The sequence below is a fragment of the Sinorhizobium fredii USDA 257 genome, assembly GCF_000265205.3.
In the GTDB taxonomy this organism is placed as follows: domain Bacteria; phylum Pseudomonadota; class Alphaproteobacteria; order Rhizobiales; family Rhizobiaceae; genus Sinorhizobium; species Sinorhizobium fredii_B.
In genome coordinates this window covers 980,992-995,929 of sequence record NC_018000.1, presented here as the reverse complement: position 1 = coordinate 995,929, position 14,938 = coordinate 980,992, and the positions used below count along the sequence as shown (strand labels likewise).

General features: G+C 62.2%; 17 protein-coding genes and 1 pseudogene. 1 reads left to right on the top strand and 17 read right to left on the bottom strand.

Annotated features, from left to right (window positions below; all coding sequences use genetic code 11):
* Positions 1-8: 8 nt before the first annotated feature.
* From USDA257_RS37025 to USDA257_RS04600, 13 genes and pseudogenes are all read right to left on the bottom strand, one after another.
* Positions 9-182, bottom strand: coding sequence for a hypothetical protein (locus tag USDA257_RS37025; protein ID WP_014761731.1), 174 nt, complete (start codon positions 180-182; stop codon positions 9-11).
* Between the two features lie 10 nt (positions 183-192).
* A complete protein-coding gene (kdpA, locus tag USDA257_RS04655) occupies positions 193-1,896 on the bottom strand; it encodes a potassium-transporting ATPase subunit KdpA (protein ID WP_014761730.1) in 1,704 nt (567 codons plus the stop codon).
* Between the two features lie 33 nt (positions 1,897-1,929).
* Positions 1,930-2,019 carry a K(+)-transporting ATPase subunit F gene (locus USDA257_RS04650; RefSeq protein ID WP_037430321.1) on the bottom strand — a complete coding sequence of 30 codons (90 nt, stop codon included), beginning with the start codon at positions 2,017-2,019 and terminating at the stop codon, positions 1,930-1,932.
* A gap of 435 nt (positions 2,020-2,454) precedes the next feature.
* Positions 2,455-2,853, bottom strand: a complete 399-nt coding sequence (locus USDA257_RS04645; RefSeq protein WP_014761729.1) for an SRPBCC family protein — start codon at positions 2,851-2,853, stop codon at positions 2,455-2,457.
* Between the two features lie 147 nt (positions 2,854-3,000).
* Positions 3,001-3,207 carry a hypothetical protein gene (locus USDA257_RS04640; RefSeq protein ID WP_014761728.1) on the bottom strand — a complete coding sequence of 69 codons (207 nt, stop codon included), beginning with the start codon at positions 3,205-3,207 and terminating at the stop codon, positions 3,001-3,003.
* Positions 3,208-3,334: 127 nt separating this feature from the next.
* Positions 3,335-4,177: a polyphosphate kinase 2 gene (gene ppk2 / locus USDA257_RS04635; RefSeq protein WP_080605519.1), complete on the bottom strand. Its 843-nt coding sequence runs from the start codon at positions 4,175-4,177 to the stop codon at positions 3,335-3,337.
* A 213-nt stretch (positions 4,178-4,390) separates the two neighbouring features.
* A pseudogene (locus USDA257_RS04630) lies at positions 4,391-4,707 on the bottom strand (NapC/NirT family cytochrome c); the annotation flags it as partial.
* A gap of 268 nt (positions 4,708-4,975) precedes the next feature.
* Entirely contained in the window at positions 4,976-5,506 is a 531-nt protein-coding gene (locus USDA257_RS04625) for a MerR family transcriptional regulator (protein WP_014761725.1), read from the bottom strand.
* 139 nt (positions 5,507-5,645) lie between these two features.
* Positions 5,646-5,984: an integration host factor subunit alpha gene (locus USDA257_RS04620; protein WP_014761724.1), complete on the bottom strand. Its 339-nt coding sequence runs from the start codon at positions 5,982-5,984 to the stop codon at positions 5,646-5,648.
* Positions 5,985-6,075: 91 nt separating this feature from the next.
* Positions 6,076-7,047 carry a beta-ketoacyl-ACP synthase III gene (locus USDA257_RS04615; RefSeq protein ID WP_014761723.1) on the bottom strand — a complete coding sequence of 324 codons (972 nt, stop codon included), beginning with the start codon at positions 7,045-7,047 and terminating at the stop codon, positions 6,076-6,078.
* Between the two features lie 18 nt (positions 7,048-7,065).
* Positions 7,066-8,109: a phosphate acyltransferase PlsX gene (plsX, locus tag USDA257_RS04610; protein ID WP_041413915.1), complete on the bottom strand. Its 1,044-nt coding sequence runs from the start codon at positions 8,107-8,109 to the stop codon at positions 7,066-7,068.
* A gap of 199 nt (positions 8,110-8,308) precedes the next feature.
* Positions 8,309-8,860, bottom strand: coding sequence for a YceD family protein (locus USDA257_RS04605; RefSeq protein WP_014761721.1), 552 nt, complete (start codon positions 8,858-8,860; stop codon positions 8,309-8,311).
* Between the two features lie 68 nt (positions 8,861-8,928).
* On the bottom strand, positions 8,929-9,468 hold the full coding sequence (locus USDA257_RS04600; protein WP_041413914.1) for a ubiquinol-cytochrome C chaperone family protein: 540 nt from the start codon (positions 9,466-9,468) through the stop codon (positions 8,929-8,931).
* A 139-nt stretch (positions 9,469-9,607) separates the two neighbouring features.
* On the opposite strand from USDA257_RS04600, the gene USDA257_RS04595 reads away from it, so the two are divergent.
* Complete coding sequence (locus USDA257_RS04595; RefSeq protein ID WP_014761719.1) at positions 9,608-10,117, top strand: outer membrane protein assembly factor BamE; 510 nt, start codon at positions 9,608-9,610, stop codon at positions 10,115-10,117.
* A 70-nt stretch (positions 10,118-10,187) separates the two neighbouring features.
* On the opposite strand, the gene USDA257_RS04590 is transcribed toward USDA257_RS04595, so the two are convergent.
* From USDA257_RS04590 to ribH, 4 genes are all read right to left on the bottom strand, one after another.
* On the bottom strand, positions 10,188-12,323 hold the full coding sequence (locus USDA257_RS04590; RefSeq protein ID WP_014761718.1) for a sodium-translocating pyrophosphatase: 2,136 nt from the start codon (positions 12,321-12,323) through the stop codon (positions 10,188-10,190).
* 199 nt (positions 12,324-12,522) lie between these two features.
* Positions 12,523-13,752 (bottom strand): MFS transporter, encoded by a 1,230-nt coding sequence (locus USDA257_RS04585; RefSeq protein ID WP_014761717.1) that lies wholly within the window; start codon positions 13,750-13,752, stop codon positions 12,523-12,525.
* Positions 13,753-13,758: 6 nt separating this feature from the next.
* Positions 13,759-14,241: a transcription antitermination factor NusB gene (gene nusB, locus USDA257_RS04580; protein ID WP_014761716.1), complete on the bottom strand. Its 483-nt coding sequence runs from the start codon at positions 14,239-14,241 to the stop codon at positions 13,759-13,761.
* On the bottom strand, positions 14,238-14,699 hold the full coding sequence (ribH, locus tag USDA257_RS04575) for a 6,7-dimethyl-8-ribityllumazine synthase (protein WP_014761715.1): 462 nt from the start codon (positions 14,697-14,699) through the stop codon (positions 14,238-14,240). The genes nusB and ribH overlap by 4 nt, the downstream gene beginning before the upstream one ends.
* Positions 14,700-14,938: the final 239 nt, after the last annotated feature.

Genomic DNA, 14,938 nt, shown 5'->3' with positions numbered 1-14,938 from the left:
GCGATCGGTCAGGTTGCTGCGAACAAATATGTCAACGCCTTGCCGATCAGCACGAGCAGCGTCATCCCGCCGAGGATCAGGCAGAGGATGGTCGAGACCCGTGGCGGTGGCGCTTCTCCCCGCGCCAGGTGCTCGGCGCGGGGATGGAACGGTTTGCGTGAATGGCGGACTACGTGAGCCATGGCGCCACCGTCAGAAGGTCTGCCCGAGGAGCATGGCGAGATGCTCGACGATCGGGCCGACCGCGAGAGCCGGGAAGAACGTCAGGCCGCCGACGATCAGGATGACACCGCTGAGCAAGCCGACGAAGAGCGCTCCGTCGGTCGGGAACGTCCCTGCGGAAGCGGGTACGGTCTTCTTGACCACCAACGAGCCGGCGATTGCCAGGGCTGGGATGATGACCAGGAAGCGACCCATCAGCATCGCGACGCCGAGCGTGAGGTTGTACCAGACCGTATTGCCGGTCAGGCCGCCGAAGGCAGAGCCGTTGTTCGCGGCCGCCGACGTGTAGGCGTAGAGGATCTCCGAAAAGCCGTGCGGACCGGGATTGGCGATCGACGCCGCGGCGTCCGGCAGCACGACCGAGATCGCCGTGAAGACCAGCATCGCGAGCGGAAGGCACAGGATGGCAAGAACCGCCATCTTGACCTCCTTCGCCTCGATCTTCTTGCCGAGATATTCCGGCGTGCGACCCACCATCAGGCCGGCCACGAAGATCGCCAGCACAACGAAGAGCAGGATGCCGTAGAAGCCCGCGCCAACGCCGCCGACGATGATCTCGCCGAGCTCCATGTTGATCAGCGGGATGAGCCCGCCGAGCGCCGTGAAGCTGTCATGCATCGCGTTGACGGCGCCGCAGGAGGCCGCCGTGGTGATGACGGCGAAGAGGGCAGACAGGGAAATACCGAAACGGACTTCCTTGCCTTCCATGTTGCCGCCTTCAAGACCAAGCGCGTGGACGAGCGGGTTACCGGCTGCCTCGGCCCAGTAGCAGACGACGACGCCGACGAGAAACAGGGCGCCCATGGTCGCGAAGATCGCCCAGCCCTGACGCTGGTTGCCGACCATGCGGCCGAAGACGTTGGTGAGCGCCGCTCCGATCGCGAAGATCGACACCATCTGGATGAGATTGGAGATCGCGTCCGGATTCTCGAACGGATGGGCGGCGTTGGCATTGAAGAAGCCGCCGCCATTGGTGCCGAGCATCTTGATGGCGATCTGTGACGCGACCGGGCCGACGGCGATCGTCTGTTGCGCCCCTTCGAGCGTCGTCGCTTCGAGATAGGCGCCGAGCGTCTGGGGCATGCCGAGGTAGACATAGACGAGTGTCAGCACCACGCAGAGCGGCAGCAGGATGTAGAGCGTGGCTCTCGTCAGGTCGACCCAGAAGTTGCCGATCGACTTGACCGATGCCCGGGAAAACCCGCGGATCAGAGCCACGGCAATGGCGATACCGGTCGCCGCCGAGACGAAGTTCTGGACGGTGAGGCCGGCCATCTGCACGAGATAGGACATCGTGCTCTCGCCGCCGTAATTCTGCCAGTTCGTATTGGTCATGAAGCTGGCAGCGGTGTTGAAGGCAAGTTCCGGCGGGACGGCGGCCATGCCGGCCGGATTGAACGGCAGAGCGCCTTGAAAGCGCTGGAGAAAATAGAGCAGCAGGAACCCTGCCAGATTGAAGAACAGTAGGGCGGCCGCATAGGTCGTCCAATGCTGTTCCTCCCGCTCGCTCGTACCGGCGACGGCGTAGAGACCGCGCTCGAGCGGACCGAAGATCCATGAAATAAGCGTGCGCTCGCCGCTGAAGATACGCGTCATGTAGCCGCCGAGCGGCTTCACCAGCAAGGTGACGATCCCGCAGAAAACAAGGATCTGAATCCATCCGTTGATAGTCATGGGTATGGCTTTCCGAACATGATGCCTTGGCGATCAGAACCGCTCCGGACGAATGAGGGCGTAGGTCAGGTAGACGAGGAGGAATACGGTCACTGCGCCCCCGAGGGTGTATTCAACGAGCATCTTTCCGCTCCGCGACTAGAGGTTGCTGCAAGCCCTGACATAGGCAAACGATAAAGCGAAAAACACGATGGCTATTGCGAGAACGACAATGTCCATGACGATGATCCCTGTGTGTTGTTCTACTGACTGTGGGTCACCCCGAGGCAGCGCCGGGCCACCCGGCAGGTGATCGCGATGGCGTGCGCATCCCCGCCGCAAGATCGAGGCGATGCGGCGGGTGGTTGAAACCTGGCGAGAATATGGCTCCGAACCGCATAAAGGTTCGAGAGAGCCTCAAGAGGAAAGAAATAGGATTCGCGTAGGATTTTTGCTGGCAGCACCGAGCGAAGCGCCGCCGCAGCAATTCAAGGTGCTACAGCGTCCTTTGTGCGTCTGAAAGGACGCACGGCGCTGTAGGAAATGCCGATAAAACCCAGGAATAGCCGCCCGGGAGTCTCAGCGATCACCGGCCAGGCGACGCACCAGACCTCGCCGACCGCGTTCCATGACGATCGCATGGTTCCAGCTGAAAACAGGCTTCAGGATGAATGCAAGTCTGACCATCCAGGGTTTCGTCACCTTGACGATCCAGTCGTAGCGGACATTGCATTTCGCGCCGTCGCGCCGAAGCGTCCATCGACCGGTACCCTCGAGTTCACCCGAAGCTTTCCCCTCGATGAGCGACATCGGTTCGATCCTGGTCGTTTCCATGTCGAAGGCCAAGTCATAGGGCAACGCCGTGGACCATTTCATCCGGTGCACGGCGCCGATGCCGGCCTCGTCGCCTAGGCGCACAAGCGTGACCTGCTTTACCGAGGGCCACCAGCCCGGCCAGGTCTCGGGGGCGCTAAACACCCGCCAGACATCCTCGACAGAGGCGTCGATGGTCCAGTGCGGCTCCGGCTGCGGGGTGCAAGTCGCTGGCCGAAGGAGGGCGTGGGCCCCCGTTTGCCGGACTCGTAACGGCCGCTGTCGTTGACCAAGGCGCAGTCTGAACCAGGTTCAGAACCGGCGGATCATCGCTAGGAGATCGTCGGCATCCTGGACACCGGTTTGATGGAGATCGGCGATCCGCGCGGCGAGCGCTTCCGCCGCCTCGCAATTGCTGCTCCACTGGCGCTCGACCAGGGCGCAATCGAACATTTCGCGAAGCATGCGCATTTCGTCCGGGTAGAGTGAGAGCAAATCTGTGCGGTGATCCACGTCCATCGCGCCATCTCTTTGAAAAGCAACACAATAGCAAAGCCGTGTCTGGCAGGGACACCAAGTCTCTCACAGATCGATGACAAGCCCGTGTCGGCGCAGGCGTGACATCGCGCTGGCGCACACCGGTCGATCAGTATTTCGACGGTACGTAGAGCTCCGGCGGCAGCACCATTCGCTCGTAGTTGGGATTGAATATCCGCTCCGGCAGGCTGATATCCTCGTGCGGCACCTCCTCATAAGGGAACTGCTTCAAGAGGTGGTCGATGCAGTTGAGCCGCGCCCGCTTCTTGTCGTTGGCCTCGACGATGTGCCACGGCGCTTCCGGGATGTTGGTGCGGGCGAAGGTCTCTTCCTTGGCCTTGGTATAGGCTTCCCAGCGCACACGCGATTGCAGGTCCATCGGCGAGAGCTTCCACTGTTTCAACGGATCGTGGATGCGCATCAGGAAGCGCAGTTGCTGCTCCTCGTCGGCGATCGAGAACCAGTATTTGACAAGCCTAATGCCGGAGCGCACCAACATGCGCTCGAATGCGGGAACGTCGTTGAAGAATTGCTCGACCTCATCTTCTGTCGCGAAACCCATGACGCGCTCGACGCCGGAGCGATTGTACCAGGAGCGGTCGAAAAGCACGATCTCGCCGCCGGCGGGCAGATGCGGCACATAACGTTGGAAATACCATTGGGTCTTCTCGCGATCGGAGGGCGCCGGTAGCGCAACGGTCCTCGCGACGCGCGGATTGAGCCGCTGCGTAATGCGCTTGATGACGCCCCCCTTGCCGGCGGCATCCCGGCCCTCGAAAACCACGACGACCTTCTCTTTGTGATAGACGACCCAGTCCTGGAGCTTGATCAGTTCCGCCTGCAGCGCCAGGAGGGCGCGGAAATACTCCATCCGCGGCATCGTCGGAGGATGCGTCTTGCGGTAGATCTTGCGGATTTCCTCAGACTGTGGCGACCGCGGCTCGCCTGTCAATGCGACGGGACTGGAACCGCTATCACCTCGGTGATCCACCACCGTCCGGAATACAACTCAAACGGCGGTATATTTTGCAAGGGCAAGCCGACCAACGTCGCGCTCGTCCAGACTCCGGAAGTTGTGATCGCGGTAAAGCCCATGCCAAGCGCGGCGGACCCTGGAAAAGGTCACCGGAGCCCACGCGAACACCATGATGGGGGATTGACGACCTCAGTTCGCAAGGACTGTCCTGTGGATGTCATTCATGGCCCGCTTCAGGTCATCGATGGCGGATGTCGAGGGCAGCGTCTCTCCTTCGAGTTCGGGCGGCAGCTTCCAGCCGGGCGCGACACCCTGCATGTTCGGTAGTTCGTGGGCATACCCTTTTGGCAGTCGATGCAGGTGGCCCTCCCGGGCAGCAGGTAGCGCGTATGTATCTCGGCAGCGCGCTGCGTCTGCTTGGAAAGGTCCATCGCCGCCGACGAGTGACAGTTGCGATATTCAAGGCTGTCATTGGCCTTGAGCCTCGCCCATTCGTGTTTGGCAAGCGGCTCCGGATCACCGGGCGTCTCCTCGGCTTCGCCGACGATCTACGACGATGAATCGAGACGTTGCTTGTGCTGCTCGGTGATTTCAACCCGAGCGAACCCGGCCCACTGGACGAGGGCATGATCGCGGAAACCGAGCTGCTCTTCGGCGATATCGCCGTGGCGGCGGAACTGCCATCAAATCTGTTGAACCAGGCGCGTCAGCTGCAGTTCGCCCCGGGGCGAACGAGTTCCCCATGGACGGCTCTAATGGTGAGAGGACGATCCGCTACCGCACCTGGTCGAGCAGGCGCTTGCACTCCAAGAGATCGTAAAGCGCTTCCTGGAGGAGCGCCCGGTCCTCCTTGCCGACGGAGGTTTTGCCGATCGAAATTTCCGCATCGTCGCCGCCGGCGCCGAACGAGAAGAAGCGTCGGCTTGCCGGAGCCTTGGGGCGGCCGACGATCTGATCCTCGTCGGCGACCCCGATCTTCGGCGCCGGCGGTTCTTCGTGGCTGGACGCCGCAAGCGCCTCGACGGTGGCGAGATCGCCGCTCGCGATCGCGGCGACGAATTTGTTGCCATTGGCCTTCAGAAGCTTCTGCACGCCCTTGATCGTGTAGCCGTGATCGTAGAGCAGGTGGCGAATGCCCTTGAGCAGATCGACGTCCTCGGGCCGGTAGTAGCGCCGGCCGCCGCCACGCTTCATCGGCTTGATCTGCTGGAAACGCGTTTCCCAGAACCGCAACACATGCTGGGGCAGGTCGAGTTCGTCTGCGACCTCGCTGATGGTACGAAAGGCGTCCGGGCTTTTTTCCATGTCGTCCCCATTTCCATGTTCATGCGATACTAAATTAGCGACCGCATGACTGGATTATTGCGCGATGATCGCACGAATCAGGCCCATTTCAATGGCTTATGGATGGGTTTTCAACCACATTTGTGGTTGCGGCTGTGCCTCAGGAGGCCGTTCCGGTCTGCTTCTGCTTGGCCTTTCGGCTGAGATGCGCCTTCAGGACCCGTTGCTTCAGCACGTTGGAGGCCTTGAATGTCATCACCCGGCGCGGCGAGATCGGCACCTCCTCGCCCGTCTTGGGGTTTCGACCGATGCGCTCGTTCTTGTCGCGCACCTGAAAGGTTGCAAAAGAAGACAGCTTCACGCTCTCGCCACGCACGATTGCGTTGCAGATCTCGTCGATGACGGTCTCCACCAGCTCGGCAGACTCCGTCCGAGACAAACCGACCTTGCGAAAAACCGACTCAGCCAAGTCTGCTCGCGTTACTGTTTTTCCGCTCATCTTCCCCCACCGATGTCTGGCATGCCGATCAGCGATTGAAGACTATTGCCCTTGCCTTTTTCGGTCAAGCGCCTGCGGTCATTCAATTTTTTTACCAGCGGATGAGAACGGAACCCCAGGTGAAGCCACCGCCCATGGCTTCGAGCATCACGAGATCACCCTTCTTGATGCGGCCGTCGGAGGCGGCTGTCTCGAGCGCCAGCGGAATGGAGGCCGCCGACGTGTTGCCATGGAGGTCGACGGTCACCACAACTTTTTCGTTCGGAATGCCCAGCTTCTTCGCCGAACCGTCGATGATCCGGCGGTTGGCCTGATGCGGTACCAGCCAGTCGACATCGTCGGATGACGTTCCCGTGGCTTCGAAGGCTGCCTCGATCACGTCGGTGATCATGCCGACGGCATGCTTGAAGACCTCGCGCCCCTCCATGCGGAGATGACCGACCGTACCGGTCGTCGAGGGGCCGCCATCGACATAGAGCTTGTCGCCGTGAATGCCGTCGGAGCGCAATTGCGCCGTCAGCACACCGCGATCGGCATTGGTGCCGTCGCCCTTCTGTGCTTCGAGAATGATGGCGCCGGCGCCGTCACCGAAGAGCACGCAGGTGGTGCGGTCCGACCAGTCGAGAATGCGCGAAAAGGTCTCGGCACCGATAACGAGGGCGCGCTTGGCGAGACCACCGCGAATATAGGCATCGGCCGTGGCGACTGCATAGACGAAGCCGGAACAGACCGCCTGCAGGTCGAAGGCCGCCCCATGGCGCATGCCGAGGCGGTTCTGGATATTGACTGCGGTCGCCGGGAAGGTGTTGTCGGGCGTCGAGGTCGCAACGATGATGAGATCGAGATCATCTGCCGTCATGCCGGCCCGCTCGAGCGCCGCGCGCGCCGCGCCCTCGCCGAGCGAGGCGGTCGTCTCGCCCTCGCCGGCGATGTGGCGCTGGCGGATGCCGGTCCGCTGCACGATCCATTCGTCGGACGTTTCGACCTTGGATTCCATTTCCTTATTGGTCATCACTCGCTTCGGCAGCGCTGCACCGAAGCCGCGAACGACAGAACGGATCATCTAATCAAACCTCTTCAATCATGCCGGCGGCAGGGCTTCGGTCGGCTCGGCGCCGTGGTAGCGTGCCAGGTCGGCCTCGATCTTGGCCTTCAGGCCGTTCTTCACCATGTCGTAGCCGACGTCGATCGCGGCGGCGAAGCCTTCCGCATCCGTGCCGCCGTGGCTCTTGATGACCACGCCGTTCAGCCCGAGGAATACGCCGCCATTGACCTTGCGCGGGTCCATCTTCTCGCGCACTCGGTCGAAAGCAGCCTTGGCGAAGACATAGCCTATCTTCGCTAGAAGCGTGCGCGACATGGCGGCACGGAGATATTCGGCGATCTGGCGGGCGGTGCCCTCGGCCGCCTTCAGCGCGATGTTGCCGGAAAAGCCCTCGGTCACCACCACGTCGACCGTGCCGCGGCCGATGTCATCGCCCTCGACGAAACCGTAGTAGTCGATCCCCTCGATATTGGCCTCGCGAATGAGCCGGCCGGCCTCCTTGACCTCTTCCTGGCCCTTGATCTCCTCGACGCCGACATTCAGCAGCCCGACGGAGGGACGCTCGACCTCGAACAGCGCACGGGCCATGGCGCCGCCCATCAGCGCGAAATCCATGAGCTGCTGCGCATCCGCGCCGATCGTCGCACCGACATCGAGCACGATGCTCTCGCCCTTGAGCGTCGGCCAGATGGCCGCGATCGCCGGACGCTGAATGCCTCGCATCGTGCGAAGGCAGAACACCGACATGGCCATCAGCGCGCCGGTGTTGCCCGCCGAGACCACGACATCGGCTTCATCGGCATTGATGGCGTCGATCGCGTTCCACATGCTCGACTTGCCGCGGCCGCGCCGCAGCGCCTGGCTCGGCTTCTCGTCCATGCCGACGGCGATTTCGCAATCTTGAAAAGTGCTGCTTGCCTGAAGCTTCGGGTACTTGGCCAGCAGTTCGGCGCAGAGCGCTTCCTGGCCGAACAGGACGAACTTTATGTCCGGGTGACGTTCGAGCGCTCTGGCTGCGCCGGGGATGACGACCTCCGGACCATAGTCGCCTCCCATAACGTCAAGTGAAATTCTGACCACGCGTGTCTTATCCCTTTTTCCCGCCACGCGACGCATTCCGCCCCTGCGCAATCCATACGCAACGGCGATTCGTCTCTCCTTCTGACACTTGGGCCAGAATGGCAGCGCGTCGGCACCACGGCCCCCTCGGCTGAAGTCGGGCCAAAATACTGCTTTTCGTCTGCGTGACAACCGAATTGTAAGCCCGGCCGATTCCGTTTCAATCCTTTTTCAAATCCTTCAGGACCGCGAACGGATTGGGCCGCTTGTCGTCTGCCGCCGAGCTTTCGATGCGCTCGCCGAAGACCGCGCCCTGCTTGCGGGGATAGGGATCGATCGCAAGCGCCACCTGCTCGCTGACGACCACGCCGACGTCGATCGTATCGCCGGAAAAGGTATCGGGAATGTCCGGACCGCTCGGATCGAGGATCATCTCGCCGCCGTCATTGTCGGCTTGCCGCGCCAGGCGGGAGCCCTCCGGCACGAAGATCGCCTCGACCGGCTCGGATATCTCCGCCTCGACAGGGCCCAGCGTGACGACGCAGGTCTGGACGAGCTCGGCCCGCACCTCGCCCTTGATCTTCACGCCATCCTTCTTCCAGCGTCCGATCTGCAGATCGGCGGCAAGCGAGCGGACCTCGTTGACCTTCCAAAGGGCAGCGAGCGCCCGCCGCTCGGCCTCGTTGGCGGACAGATGCACCCCGACCGGATTGGCCGAAATATGCCCCACCTTTACCGGATAAGAAAATGCCGGTTTGCTTTCGTGCTTCATGAGAAAAGATCCTTCCTGCAGCGCCCGCCTTAGCCCGTTGCGCAAATGCCGCTGCGCTGCCGGGCGCCCTATTGGCTCACCGCCGGTGGAACGCGCAACTGTCCCGTTTCGACCAGGTCTTCCGGAACTTCCGCGAGCCCGGCTTCGACGGAAATGAGATAACGTGCCAAGCCTATCATCGTCGGCGCGTCCTCTTGCTGCGGATGAAAATTGCGCCGCAGCGCGTCGGCAAGAGCCTGCCTGTCGCCATTCTCGAGCGCAGCCGCATAGGATTCCAGGCGGCCATAGAACATGCCGGCGAACTTTTTCATCTTCTTCGGCACGCTGACATCGCCGACGCCAAGCTCTCGGATCGAGTGGTCGACATCCTCGAAGAAGGCATCGACGATCTCCTGCGCGATTTCCTGGCCGGTGCGTGCCGAGGCCCGGGTGCGGCGGAAATAAAGGATCAGGATCGCCGACAACATCTCGAAACGGCCCATCACCGTATCGGGCACATCGAGGTCGGTATAGAGAAACGGCTGGCGCGCCGCCGCGGTCAGAAGCGCATACTGGCGCTCCACAATCGCAATATTGCCGCTTTTTCTCTTGAACAGTCCAAAAATCATAACAAAGCCCAACCGTGGCTTTCTCGAATTCATGGGCACGCGCCCATGACGTTGTTGCATGATAGCCGAAGCTGGTTTACCGAAGCAGGCACGAATTGCAATGGCGCATATGCCATCGTTACTCCAAGGGGAGCAGTCGTTGACGAAGCGGTATCTGACAACAAACCTGAAAGTTCTTGGCCGTGCCGTGATCGTGGCTTCCCTATGCACTACAGCGCTTGCCGGCTGCCAGGCAATGGATGTCGGCGAAGTCCTGCACCAGGGCTATGTCGTCGATCAGGAAACGTTGAACCTCGTTCCCGTCGGATCGAGCCGCGAACAGGTCATGCTGTCGCTCGGCACCCCATCGACCACCGCGACGTTCGACAACGAGGTGTTCTACTACATCTCGCAGAAGCGCAAGCGCCCGGTCGCCTTCATGAAGCCGAAGCTGATCGACCAGTCGATCCTCGCCGTCTATTTCGACAAGGAGGGCGTCGTCAGCCAACTTGCCCACTATACGATGAAGGACGGCAAGGTGTTCGACATGCTGACGCGGACGACGCCGACCGGCGGCAAGGAAACGAGCTTCCTCGGCCAGCTCTTGACCGGCCCCGGTGCCGGACAGGCTGCGGCGCGCAACCTGTTCAAGAACTTCGGCAACAACTGACGAAATGCCTTTTCACAACAAAGCCCGCGGAACCGAGTTCCGCGGGCTTTTCTGTTGAAGGGGCGTAGCGTCAGGCGAGCACGGCGAGCAGCAACAGGGCCACGATATTGGTGATCTTGATTGCCGGATTGACGGCCGGACCAGCCGTATCCTTGTAAGGATCGCCGACCGTGTCGCCGGTGACCGACGCCTTGTGCGCCTCCGAGCCTTTCATGTGGCGCGTGCCGTTCTTGTCGACGAAACCGTCCTCGAAGCTTTTCTTCGCATTGTCCCATGCCCCGCCGCCCGAGGTCATCGAAATCGCCACGAAAAGCCCGTTGACGATGACGCCGAGCAACGAGGCGCCGAGTGCCGCGAAGGCCGAGGCCTTCGAGCCGGAAATCAGCAGCACGCCGAAATAGACGACGATGGGTGCGAGAACCGGCAAGAGCGAGGGAATGATCATCTCGCGGATCGCCGCCTTGGTCAGCATGTCGACGGCACGGCCATAGTCCGGCCGGTCCTTGCCTTCCATGATGCCCGGCTTTTCCTTGAACTGTCGGCGCACTTCCTCGACGACGGCGCCGCCAGCCCTTCCGACGGCGGTCATGGCAATGCCGCCGAAGAGATAGGGAATGAGACCGCCGAAGATCAGGCCGGCGACGACATAGGGGTTCGAGAGATCGAACGAGATCGTTCCCACGTCGGCGAAGTAGGGGTGCTTGTCGCCATTCGCGGCGAAATAGGTGAGGTCGTTCGAATAGGCCGCAAACAGCACCAATGCACCGAGCCCCGCAGAGCCGATAGCGTAGCCTTTGGTCACAGCCTTCGTCGTATTGCCCACTGCATCCAGAGCGTCGGTCGACTTGCGCACCTCGGGCGGCAGGTGCGACATTTCGGCAATGCCGCCGGCATTGTCGGTGACCGGGCCGAAGGCATCGAGGGCGACGATCATGCCGGCGAGGCCCAACATGGCGGTGACGGCGATCGCGGTGCCGAAAAGACCGGCGAGCTGATAGGTCGTGATGATGCCGCCGACGATGACGATCGCCGGCAAGGCGGTCGATTCGAGCGAGACGGCGAGGCCCTGGATCACGTTGGTGCCGTGGCCGGTCACCGAGGCCTGAGCGATCGAGTTCACCGGCCGCTTGTTGGTGCCCGTATAGTATTCGGTGATCACGACGATGAGCGCGGTGACGACGAGGCCGATGATGCCGCAAAGAAACAGGGCCCAACCGGTGACGTCCTGCCCTGCAACGGTTCCGATCGAACCCCAGCCGATCGTCAACGACGTCGCTGCGCCAAGACCGAAGATCGACAACACGCCCGTGACGATCAGGCCTCGATAGAGCGCGCCCATGATCGAGCCGTTGGTGCCCAGCTTAACGAAGAACGTGCCGATGATCGAGGTGATGATGCAAGCGGCGCAGATCGCCAGTGGGTAGACCATGACGGTCGCGAGGATCGGCGCGCCGGCGAAGAAGATCGATGCGAGGACCATGGTTGCCACCACGGAGACCGCATAGGTCTCGAAGAGGTCCGCGGCCATGCCGGCGCAGTCGCCGACATTGTCGCCGACATTGTCGGCGATCGTCGCCGGGTTGCGCGGATCGTCTTCCGGAATTCCGGCTTCCACCTTGCCGACGAGGTCACCGCCGACATCGGCACCCTTGGTAAAGATGCCGCCGCCGAGGCGGGCGAAGATCGAGATCAGCGAGGCGCCGAAGCCGAGTGCGACAAGCGCATCGATGACCTCGCGTTCGGCCGGTCCATGGCCGAGGCCGACGGTGAGAATGAAGTAGTAGACCGAGACGCCCAGGAGCGCGAGGCCTGCCACCAGAAGACCGGTGATCGCACCGGATTTGAAGGCGATATCGAGACCGGAGGCGAGGCTGACCGATGCGGCCTGGGCCGTGCGGACATTGGCCCTGACCGAAACATGCATGCCGATGAAGCCGGCCGCGCCCGAGAGCACCGCGCCGATCAAGAATCCAATGGCGGCCGCACCCGAAAGCAAAACCCATGCAGCGAAGAATACGACGACACCGACGATGGCAATGGTTGTGTACTGACGCGTGAGGTAGGCCTGCGCCCCCTCTCTGATAAAACCTGCGATCTCCTGCATGCGGGCATTCCCCTGGTCGGCGGCCATCACCGACTGTGTCGCCCAGATGGCATAGGCCACCGAAAGCAACCCGCATGCGATAACGCCCAACAATATGGTCATTTCGCACTTTCCTCCGTTTAAACCCGCGGCCTCAACTCCCTGCCGCCGGCCCCTCTGTCCCGCGAATCGCATGCCCCTCCTCAAGCGGCATGCCCCCACGGCGCGGCCAGAGTGCGGTTGCGATGGTGGATCGTCAAGCCCCTGAAATTGCCGGCATGCCGGCCTCTGAGGGTCAGGCTTTCAGGAAGCGAGCGTGGCTTCAGGCGGCCGCTCTCTTGCTCGAACGCATCAGGAGGACGAGGAGCAAAAGGCAGAGGCCCGCCACCGGCCAGATGACCGCGTTGAGCATGTCCCAGCCGTAGGCGGCCAGAACCTTGCCGGAGGCGAAGGACGAGACGGCAACAGTCGAAAACAGCACCACGTCGTGGAAGCCCTGGACCTTGTCCGCCTCATGCGGTCGGTAGCTCTGGGCGACGATTGAAGTCGCGCCGATGAAGCCGAAGTTCCAGCCGAGCCCGAGGAGAACGAGAGCGCCCCAGAAGTTCCAGAGCGCCAAGCCAAGATGGGCGACGGCCGCACAGCCCATGAGCAACATGAGCCCGCAGGCGACGACGCGCTCCGCGCCGAAGCGGGTTATCAGCCAACCTGTGGCGAAGCTCGGAGCGAACATGGCAAGCACGTGCCATTGGATCCCAAGCGTCGCGAGATCGCTCGAAAAACCGCAGCCGACGACCATGGCGACCGGGGCGCCGGTCATCATGAAGGTCATCAGCGCATAGGAGGAGATGCCGCAGACCATCCCGGTCAGAAAGCGCTGGCTGCCGGCGATCTCGCGGAGCGAACGGGCGGGTAGACCCGCTTCTGCGGATGACGCCTTCGTGGCTTCCGGGAGCCGCAGGGGGATAAAGAAGAAAAGGGCGAAGAGGCAGACGGGTATCAGCGCGACGAAGGCACCGGCGAACCATACGGGTGCGAAGAAGTCGCCGGCCAAGATGACGATCTGAGGACCAAGGACCGCCGAGACGATGCCGCCGCCGAGAATCCAGGAAATTGCCGATGCTTTGTAGAAGGACGGCGACGCATCCGCGGCGGCGAAACGCAGCTTCTGGGTGAAACCGCTCGAGGACCCGAGAATAGCCAGACCGGCTGCAAAAAGCCAGAAACTCGCCTGGAAAAGAGCGGCCGCCGTGATCATGCCGCCGATCATGGCAACCGTCGCGCCAGCCATGAAGGCAAAGCGCCGTCCAATCGATCGCGACAGGATCGCCACCAAGATGACGCCAAGCGCCATTCCGACATTGAATGCGGTCAGCGGCGCGGTCGCGAGCGACTTGTCGTCGCCGAGCAATTGATGGCCCGCAATACCGCCGACGGCGAAGCTGATCGGCCCGACGACGCCGAGCAGCGCCTGGGCGACAGTCAGCAGAAGGACGTTGCGGCGGGCCTCGCGAAGAACCGTTCCGATGTCGTCCCCGGCCGCAACAAGCATGAGGGGCTATGTCCGCTGCTCGCCGCGGATCTGCTTGGCGATGCGGTCGAGGACAGCGTTGACGAGCTTCGGCTCCTCGTCCTCGAAGAAGGCCTTGGCGATCTCGACATATTCGGTAACGATCACCGGAACCGGTACGTCCCTGCGCTCGAGCAGTTCGAAAGTGCCGGCGCGCAGGATGGCGCGGACGGTGGAATCGAGTCGCGAAAGCGCCCAATCGTCCTGAAGCGCGTATCCGATCAACGGGTCGAGCTTGCGCTGGTCGCGCACGACGCCGGAGACGATCGAGCGGAACCAGGAGGCGTCCGCCTTGAGATAGGTCTCGCCGTCCAGTTCCTGGCCAAGACGATGCGCCTCGAACTCGGCAACGATCTCGAGCACGCCGGTTCCGCCGACTTCCATCTGGTAGAGGGCCTGAACGGCCGCAAGGCGCGCGGCGCCACGCTGGTTGACCTGCTTCAGCGGCTGATCCGAGGGGGTGTTCGTCACTGTTCTTTACTCAGCTTGTTCTTCAGTTCGATCATGGTGAGCGCGGCACGCGCGGCAAAGCCGCCCTTGTCGCCCTCCGAGCGACGGGCACGCGCCCACGCCTGTTCCTCATTCTCCACCGTCAGGATGCCGTTGCCGAGCGCCAGGCTCTCGCTCACGGCGAGATCCATCAAAGCACGCGCCGACTCGTTCGCCACGATGTCGAAATGATAGGTCTCGCCGCGAATCACCATGCCGAGCGCAACGAAGCCGTCGTAGTCGGTTCCGCCTTCGTCGGCACCATCGAGCGCCATGGCCAGTGCCGCGGGAATTTCCAGGGCGCCCGGAACCGTAACGATATCATAGGTCGCGCCGGCTGCGTCGAGCGCATGCTTAGCCCCGTCGAGCATTGCGTCGGCCATATCGTCATAGAAGCGCGCTTCCACAATCAGGATGCGGACCGGCTTGGTATTCGCCATGGATCACCTGTCTTGAAATATGGGCCGGCCTCGGCCAGCGCAGGCGGCGGTCAAACCACGGCCTGCGCAGAATGGCAAGCAAATTCCTGCATGCGGAGGCCATTTGCCGCGCCATCTTCCGCCTCAGGCTGCTCCGGTGACGGTTCCGGCATATACTAGCTTTAAAACCTCAAGTATATTGCGGCCGATTCTGCAAGGTGAAGCTGTTCACGCTGCGGAAGGGCCGCCACGGCCGGGAG

Coding starts and splice junctions, on each gene's coding strand:
- kdpA (WP_014761730.1), bottom strand. CDS start 1,896: ATGACTATCAACGGATGGATTCAGATCCTTGTTTTCTGCGGGATCGTC.
- ribH (WP_014761715.1), bottom strand. CDS start 14,699: ATGGCGAATACCAAGCCGGTCCGCATCCTGATTGTGGAAGCGCGCTTC.
- USDA257_RS04590 (WP_014761718.1), bottom strand. CDS start 12,323: ATGACCATATTGTTGGGCGTTATCGCATGCGGGTTGCTTTCGGTGGCC.
- USDA257_RS04605 (WP_014761721.1), bottom strand. CDS start 8,860: ATGAAGCACGAAAGCAAACCGGCATTTTCTTATCCGGTAAAGGTGGGG.
- USDA257_RS04650 (WP_037430321.1), bottom strand. CDS start 2,019: ATGCTCGTTGAATACACCCTCGGGGGCGCAGTGACCGTATTCCTCCTC.
- USDA257_RS37025 (WP_014761731.1), bottom strand. CDS start 182: ATGGCTCACGTAGTCCGCCATTCACGCAAACCGTTCCATCCCCGCGCC.
- USDA257_RS04585 (WP_014761717.1), bottom strand. CDS start 13,752: ATGCTTGTTGCGGCCGGGGACGACATCGGAACGGTTCTTCGCGAGGCC.
- USDA257_RS04615 (WP_014761723.1), bottom strand. CDS start 7,047: ATGATCCGTTCTGTCGTTCGCGGCTTCGGTGCAGCGCTGCCGAAGCGA.
- USDA257_RS04620 (WP_014761724.1), bottom strand. CDS start 5,984: ATGAGCGGAAAAACAGTAACGCGAGCAGACTTGGCTGAGTCGGTTTTT.
- USDA257_RS04600 (WP_041413914.1), bottom strand. CDS start 9,468: ATGATTTTTGGACTGTTCAAGAGAAAAAGCGGCAATATTGCGATTGTG.
- USDA257_RS04640 (WP_014761728.1), bottom strand. CDS start 3,207: ATGGACGTGGATCACCGCACAGATTTGCTCTCACTCTACCCGGACGAA.
- USDA257_RS04625 (WP_014761725.1), bottom strand. CDS start 5,506: ATGGAAAAAAGCCCGGACGCCTTTCGTACCATCAGCGAGGTCGCAGAC.